Source organism: Variovorax sp. 20P10.2.4, assembly GCF_058244205.1.
This window is the reverse complement of record NZ_JBZAYE010000457.1, coordinates 1-5,991: the sequence shown is the minus strand read 5'-3', so window position 1 is coordinate 5,991 and position 5,991 is coordinate 1. Positions and strand designations below refer to the sequence as shown.

The following is a 5,991-nucleotide window of genomic DNA, read 5'->3' as shown; positions in this document are numbered from 1 at the left end:
GAGCTTGTCCTCGAAGGACTGCAGCCGGTTCCAGGCGCGTTCATGATCGGGATGCTGGGCGCGCCAGCGTTCGCAGGCGGCACGGTCCTGGTCGCTGGCCTCGCCCGACCAGAGCCGCGCCATCCATTCGGCCGCGCGCCGCACCACCGCGGGATCGAGCGGACCCGGCAGCGCGGGGCTCGGGTTCATGCGCACGTCAGCCATGCATCACCCGGTAGCAGGCCTGCAGGCCGGCCGCGACGTACTTCTCGACCGAGGAGACGCTGACATTCAGCCGCTGCGCGATCTCGCGGTAGCTCAGCCCTTCGAGCCTGCACAGCAGCAAGGCCGTGCGCGCCTTGGCCGGCAGGCCGTGCAGGATGGTGTCGACCTCGACCAGCGCCTCGACCGCGAGCGCGCGCTCCTCCTCCGAGGGCGCCAGCGCCGCGGGCATGCAGGCGATGGCCTCGAGGTACGCGGCCTCGATCTGCCGGCGCCGGTACAGGTCGATCACCAGGCCGTTGGCGATCTGCGTCAGGTGACGGCGCGACTCCTCGGGCTGCGGCACGCGGCCGGTCGAGAGGATGCGCAGGTAGGTGTCGTGCGCGATGTCGGCTGCGTCGAAGGCATTGCCCAGGCGCTTGCGCAGCCAGCCGCGCAGCCAACCATGGTGGTCGCTGTACAGGACTTCGACGGGCTGAGCGGATGCGGCTTCGGTGAACGCCAAGAGAACCTCTGGCCGGTGCCCCGGGGAACGGGGGACATCGGATTAATAAGAATGGTTCTCATTTTAGAGGATGACGAGCCCGGCGGAAAACGGGCCTGGTCCCCGGCCGGTAGAGTCGAGCCGCCGTCCCCGGCCCCCACCCACCAATTTCGCAAAGGCCCTCCATGACCAGAAAGCTCATCAGCTCCGGCTCCACCTTCGAACAGCAGATCGGCTACTCGCGTGCCGTCGTCGCGGGCGACTGGGTGTTCGTTTCGGGCACCACGGGCTTCGACTACGCCACCATGACCATCTCGGACGACGTGGTCGAACAGGCGGAGCAATGCCTGAAGAACATCGAGGCGGCGCTGCAGGAAGCCGGCGCCAGCCTGCGCGACGTGGTGCGCGTGACCTACGTGCTGCCCGACGGCGCCGATTTCGAGGCCTGCTGGCCGGTGCTGCGCAAGTACTTCGGCGAGGTGCGGCCCGCGGCGATGATGATCTCGGCGGGGCTGGCCGATCCGCGCATGAAGATCGAGATCGAGGTGACGGCGCTGCGCACCTGAGGCGCGCTTGCGCGCGGGGGTTCTCTCACTCCCCCGCGAGCCTTTGGTCCATGTGCGCCAGCAGGCTGTTCGCGCCCTCGGCGGAGAACCACTGCGCGAAGGCCTCGCTGGTTTCGCTCGCGATCCTGTTGCTTCGCTCCAGCATGGCGAGTTCGTACGCTTCGGTGGCCTGGCGCCAATTGGCGGCACCAATCAGCGACTCGGCCAATTCCGCGGCGTCGAGCATCGCGAGGTTCACGCCCTCACCCATCGGCGGCATCACGTGCGCCGCGTCGCCGAGCAGCGTGAGCCCGGGCTTGTGCGTCCAGCGGAAGTCGACCGGCAACGCAACGATCGGACGGATGGCGGCGATCCGGTCGGCCTTGTCGATGAGGTCGAGCAAGGCGGGCGACCATCCTTCGAAGCGCGTGCGCAGCTCGGCCAGGGTGATACCGGCGAGCGCCTTGTCCGGTCGATCGGTGTCCGATTCACGGCTGCGGAAGGCGGCATAGACGCGGATCGCACCACCGCCATTGCGCTGCGCGAAGATGCCGGCGCCGTCGTGCAGCGAGAACACGGATCCACGCCCGACCCGCTCGCTCAGCGCTGCGTGGCGCTCGTCCACCTGGGAGAACCACAGCTCCACGAAGGTGACGCCCGTGTAGGTGGGCTGCTGCTCGGCCAGCGCCGAGCGCACCCGCGACCAGGCGCCATCGGCACCGATCACGAGGTCGAAGGGACCCGCGACCTCGTTGCGCAGCCGCAGGAAATGGGCGCCGCTGTCATCGCTCAGCACCGCGTCGACGGATTCGCCCCATCGCACCACGCCCTCGCCCAGCGGCCGCAACAGCAATTGGCGCAGCAGCACGCGATCGATCTCGGGCCGGTCTCCGGTGCCCTCCTCGGGGATCTCCTCGCGCAGCACCGCGCCGGTCGCGTGGTCGAGCACCCGCTGCCCCTGGTCCTCATGGCGCGCCACCGCGAGGAAATCCTCGAGCAGGCCGGCCTTGGCCAAGGCCAGTTGCCCGCCATCGGGATGGAGATCGAGCGTGCCGCCCTGGTCGCGCGCATCGAACGCCGCATCGCCCTCGAAAACCGTGACCGGCCACCCCGCGCGATGCAGCAGGTTCGCTGCGCAAAGCCCGCCCGGGCCGGCACCGACGATGGCAATGCGTGGCGCTTTCATGGGATCGATTTCGTTGATAACATAGCCTCCTATGTTAAAGAGATAGGATGCTATGTCAAGAGATGCCATCGATGGCTGAAGCGTGGCAACCGCGGGCCATGCCGACGCTGGCGCTCAGTCGCGTCGCGAGGATGATCCATCGCCTGGTCGAGCTGCGGCTGTCGCCGCTCGGCATCAAGACGGCGCAGTTGCCGGTGCTCGTCGCCTTGAAGGACGGCGCGAAGCTCACGCAGAAGGAACTGGCAGTGATCGCCGGCGTCGAGCAGCCGACCATGGCGCAGTTGCTGGCGCGCATGGAGCGCGACGGATTGATACGGCGGGAGCCTTCGCCCGACAACTGGCGCAGCAGCCTCGTCATGCTGACCGCCCATGCCGAGGCCCTGCTCGAACCGGGTCGGGAGGTCTTGCGCTCGATCGATGAAGAGGTGTGCGCCGGCCTCGGCGCGGAGGATCGGGAGACGTTTCTGCGGCTGCTCTACAAAATTGCCGAAGGGGCCGGGAAGGTCGACCGCTGAGCCGCTGCAATTGCCCCAACCTGCGTCTGACGCGCGCGTCAAGCCGACCGAGGACGACGGCGAGCCGCGAGTCGCAACGACCTGTTCACAGGCCCCGGACGATCAACGGAGCCAAGACCATCATGGCAAGCGCGCACACAAGGTTGACGATCTGCAGCAGGTGAATGGCACCGCCCTCGAACCTGAAGATCGAATACAGCGCCAAGGCCGACGGAATGAACAGCGCCGCGTAGAAAACAAACTGGAACTTCGCGCCAGTGAACCCCAGGACATTCATGCAGATCGCCACGATGAACCAGCACGTGAGCGCCACGCCGTGCAGCGAAACCAACAGCCGCGTACCGGGCGAGTAGTGCTCCGCCGCTCGAAAATAGATCACGCTCACCAGGAAGGTCGCCAGAGGCGGGCCAACGATGAAGATGAGGATCGGTAGCGCTTCCATGGGCTGTGGCGGGTGAGGGGCGTCGATGTCGTCGGCAGTAGACGGCCAATCTATGCCCCGCCGCGCCCTCCCTCGGAATGAAACCCACGCGGTACCGCAATGCGGTACGTCGGGTGCCGTGCCCTGCGCCGGTGACATGCGCGAGGAAGTCACCGGCACCCGCAACGGCCACGGGCCAGATCAGAAACCGCTCATCCGCGATGGAGGCGTCTTCCACCGCCAGGGAAGTCCGGCCGCGACCCCGAATCCAAGCGACAGCACGAGGTGCATGGCCAGGATGGTCAACGCCGCATCGAGGGCAAGCCGCCGGGACAGGGCCGTCAATGCGACAAGAAAGAGCAGCGAGATCGGAACCGAGATCGCCATCAGCCCCGGAACGGTTCCCCAACCCCGACGTGCCATCGCGAACAGCACGGGCACCCCGATGAGCGCCATGCCGACCAGAACACCGTAGCTGAGCAGGACCCAGAGGGTCGAGAACTCCGCCAGTAGCGCGCGCCAATATCTTTCCGGTGGAATGCCCCATCGGGCCCACGCCTCATCGGCGGGGGTGTAGCTGCTCGCGGCCGCGAATCCACAGCATATGAGCACCACGACGACGTAACCCAGGGCCAGGCGCGCGATCGACACGGGAGGCGGCGCATCGCTGCGCGAGTACAGCATCGCCGTCGAAACCAGCAGGATGGCCGCGAGCACGGCCAATGCGATCGGGTCCCAAAGCGCGCCAGCCAACCAGCCTGCTTCCATCCGCATCTCCATGTGTCACGACGAGCGTTCGCGATGCGCATCGGGAACGACATGGTACGCATGTCATGCGTGCGGCGGGCCCCTGCGAATCCGCAGGCCCCGTCAGAACACCCCAGGCGCCCGCCAGACGATCTCCCGCGCACTGATCCGCCGCGGAATGATCCCCAGCGCCAGGAAGGCATCGGCCAGTTGCTGCTGTTGCGCGATGTGCGCCTCGGTCACGGGCCCGAGCGAGAACTCCGCGCGCGCGAAAGCGGCCGACCAGGGCTTGACGTCGATGCCCGTGGCCTCGGCCGCGATGGCGGCAAGTTCGTCGCGGTGCTGGCCCGACCAGACTGTGAGCAGGCGCAGTTCGTCGAGCACGGCCGCCAGCACCGCGGGATGGCGCGTGGCGAAGTCGCGGCCGGCCATGTAGTACGAGGCGCTGGTGAGCCGCTTGTCGGTGGTGTCGGCGACGACGCGCGCGCCATAGCGTTCCTCGGCGATCGCGTAGTAGGGATCCCAGACCACCCAGGCGTCGATGTTGCCGCCGTTGAAGGCGGCGGTGGCATCGGCCGGCGACAGGTAGGTGGGCTGGATGTCCTGGAAGCCCAGGCCCGCGGTGGCCAGCGCCTTGATCGTCACGTTCTGCGCGCTCGAGCCCTTGCCGAACGCGACCTTCTTGCCCTTCAGGTCCGCCAGCGTACGGATCGGCGAGTTCTTCGGCACCAGCACCGCATGCTGCGCCGAGGGCGTGGCGGCCGCATAGACGAGGTCGGAGCCGCCGGCCTGCGCGAACACCGGCGGCGTGTCGCCGACCGAGCCCAGGTCGATGACGCCTGCGCCCAGCGCCTCGAGCATCGGCGGGCCGAACTGGAATTCGACCCACTTGACGCTGCCCACGCCCAGCGCCTTGAGGCGCTTCTCGACCACCTGCTGCTTGCGTGCCAGCACCAGCACGGCCGAGCCCTTCTGGAAGCCGATCTTCACCTCCTTGGGCAAGGCGTTCTGCGCCCAGGATCTGGCGGGCAGCGAAAGCGCAGCGGCCAGCGCCAGCAGCGTGGGCGCGACCTGTCGGCGACGCAGGGAGAAGTCGGATCCGGAGGACAAGGGCACACCTCGAAGCAAGTCGGTAGAGGCCGCGATGCTGAACCGCGGCCCGCCGCTTGTCGAATGCGCTGCGCGCGCTTGCTTATGCGCTTTTCCTATGTGCGCGCCGGCCCGCGCCGCGGCTTCACGAAGCGCAGCGTCATGCGGTCCGATTCGCCGATGGCGAGGTACTTCGCGCGATCGACTTCGCCCCCGCGCAGGGTCGGCGGCAACGCCCAGACGCCGTTCGCATGGTCGTGCGTGTCGCGCGGATTGGCGTTGATCTCGCTCTCGCCGTCGAACACGAAGCCGGCCGCGCGGGCGCGCGCGATCACGAAGTCCTGCGCCACGTAGCCGCTGTCGATGGTCCGTGCGAGCGATGTGCCGGGCAGCGCGCGATGCTCCTCCACGCCGAGCACGCCACCGGGCTTGAGCACGTCGTAGAAGGCGCGCAAGGTCTCGTCGAAATGGCCGTCGGCGATCCAGTTGTGGATGTTGCGGAAGGTCAGCACCGCGTCGGCGCCACCGGGCGGGTGGATGTCGGTGAAGCGGTCGGTGGGCAAAGTGCCGAGCACCACGCGGCCGTAGTTGGCGGGGTCGTCCGCGAGCTTCTTCGCGAAGGCCGCGCGGGCACGTTGCTGCTCGGGCGTGCCGTCGGCCGGCGCATGGGCCGCGTAGAGGCGGCCGCGAGCCTTGAGGAAGGGCGCGAGGATCTCGGTGTACCAGCCGCCGCCCGGCGCGATCTCGACCACCGACCATTCGGGCCGCAGGCCGAAGAAGGACAGCGTCTCGAGCGGGTGCCG

Annotated in this window: 9 protein-coding genes; 2 read left to right on the top strand and 7 right to left on the bottom strand. The window is 68.1% G+C overall.

From position 1 onward, the window contains the following. A partial coding sequence (locus AC27VN_RS30105) for a FecR/PupR family sigma factor regulator (protein WP_490878925.1) occupies nt 1–204 on the bottom strand: 204 nt, incomplete at its 3' end. Beyond that, nucleotides 197–706 carry a sigma-70 family RNA polymerase sigma factor gene (locus tag AC27VN_RS30100; RefSeq protein WP_093352567.1) on the bottom strand — a complete coding sequence of 170 codons (510 nt, stop codon included), beginning with the start codon at nt 704–706 and terminating at the stop codon, nt 197–199. The genes AC27VN_RS30100 and AC27VN_RS30105, both read right to left, overlap by 8 nt. A gap of 164 nt (nt 707–870) precedes the next feature. On the opposite strand from AC27VN_RS30100, the gene AC27VN_RS30095 reads away from it, so the two are divergent. Next, nucleotides 871–1,251 carry a RidA family protein gene (locus tag AC27VN_RS30095; protein ID WP_490878924.1) on the top strand — a complete coding sequence of 127 codons (381 nt, stop codon included), beginning with the start codon at nt 871–873 and terminating at the stop codon, nt 1,249–1,251. A 25-nt stretch (nt 1,252–1,276) separates the two neighbouring features. Here AC27VN_RS30095 and AC27VN_RS30090 read toward each other — a convergent pair whose 3' ends face one another. After that, a complete protein-coding gene (locus tag AC27VN_RS30090; RefSeq protein ID WP_490878923.1) occupies nt 1,277–2,485 on the bottom strand; it encodes an FAD-dependent oxidoreductase in 1,209 nt (402 codons plus the stop codon). Between the two features lie 2 nt (nt 2,486–2,487). On the opposite strand from AC27VN_RS30090, the gene AC27VN_RS30085 reads away from it, so the two are divergent. Beyond that, nucleotides 2,488–2,931, top strand: a complete 444-nt coding sequence (locus tag AC27VN_RS30085) for a MarR family winged helix-turn-helix transcriptional regulator (protein WP_490878922.1) — start codon at nt 2,488–2,490, stop codon at nt 2,929–2,931. A gap of 85 nt (nt 2,932–3,016) precedes the next feature. On the opposite strand, the gene AC27VN_RS30080 is transcribed toward AC27VN_RS30085, so the two are convergent. The 4 genes from AC27VN_RS30080 to AC27VN_RS30065 form a co-directional block, all read right to left on the bottom strand. Beyond that, entirely contained in the window at nt 3,017–3,373 is a 357-nt protein-coding gene (locus AC27VN_RS30080) for a hypothetical protein (protein WP_490878921.1), read from the bottom strand. Between the two features lie 180 nt (nt 3,374–3,553). Next, on the bottom strand, nt 3,554–4,120 hold the full coding sequence (locus AC27VN_RS30075) for a hypothetical protein (protein WP_490878920.1): 567 nt from the start codon (nt 4,118–4,120) through the stop codon (nt 3,554–3,556). Between the two features lie 102 nt (nt 4,121–4,222). Further along, on the bottom strand, nt 4,223–5,215 hold the full coding sequence (locus AC27VN_RS30070; protein ID WP_490878919.1) for a sulfonate ABC transporter substrate-binding protein: 993 nt from the start codon (nt 5,213–5,215) through the stop codon (nt 4,223–4,225). A gap of 89 nt (nt 5,216–5,304) precedes the next feature. Further along, a partial coding sequence (locus AC27VN_RS30065) for a class I SAM-dependent methyltransferase (protein ID WP_490878918.1) occupies nt 5,305–5,991 on the bottom strand: 687 nt, incomplete at its 5' end.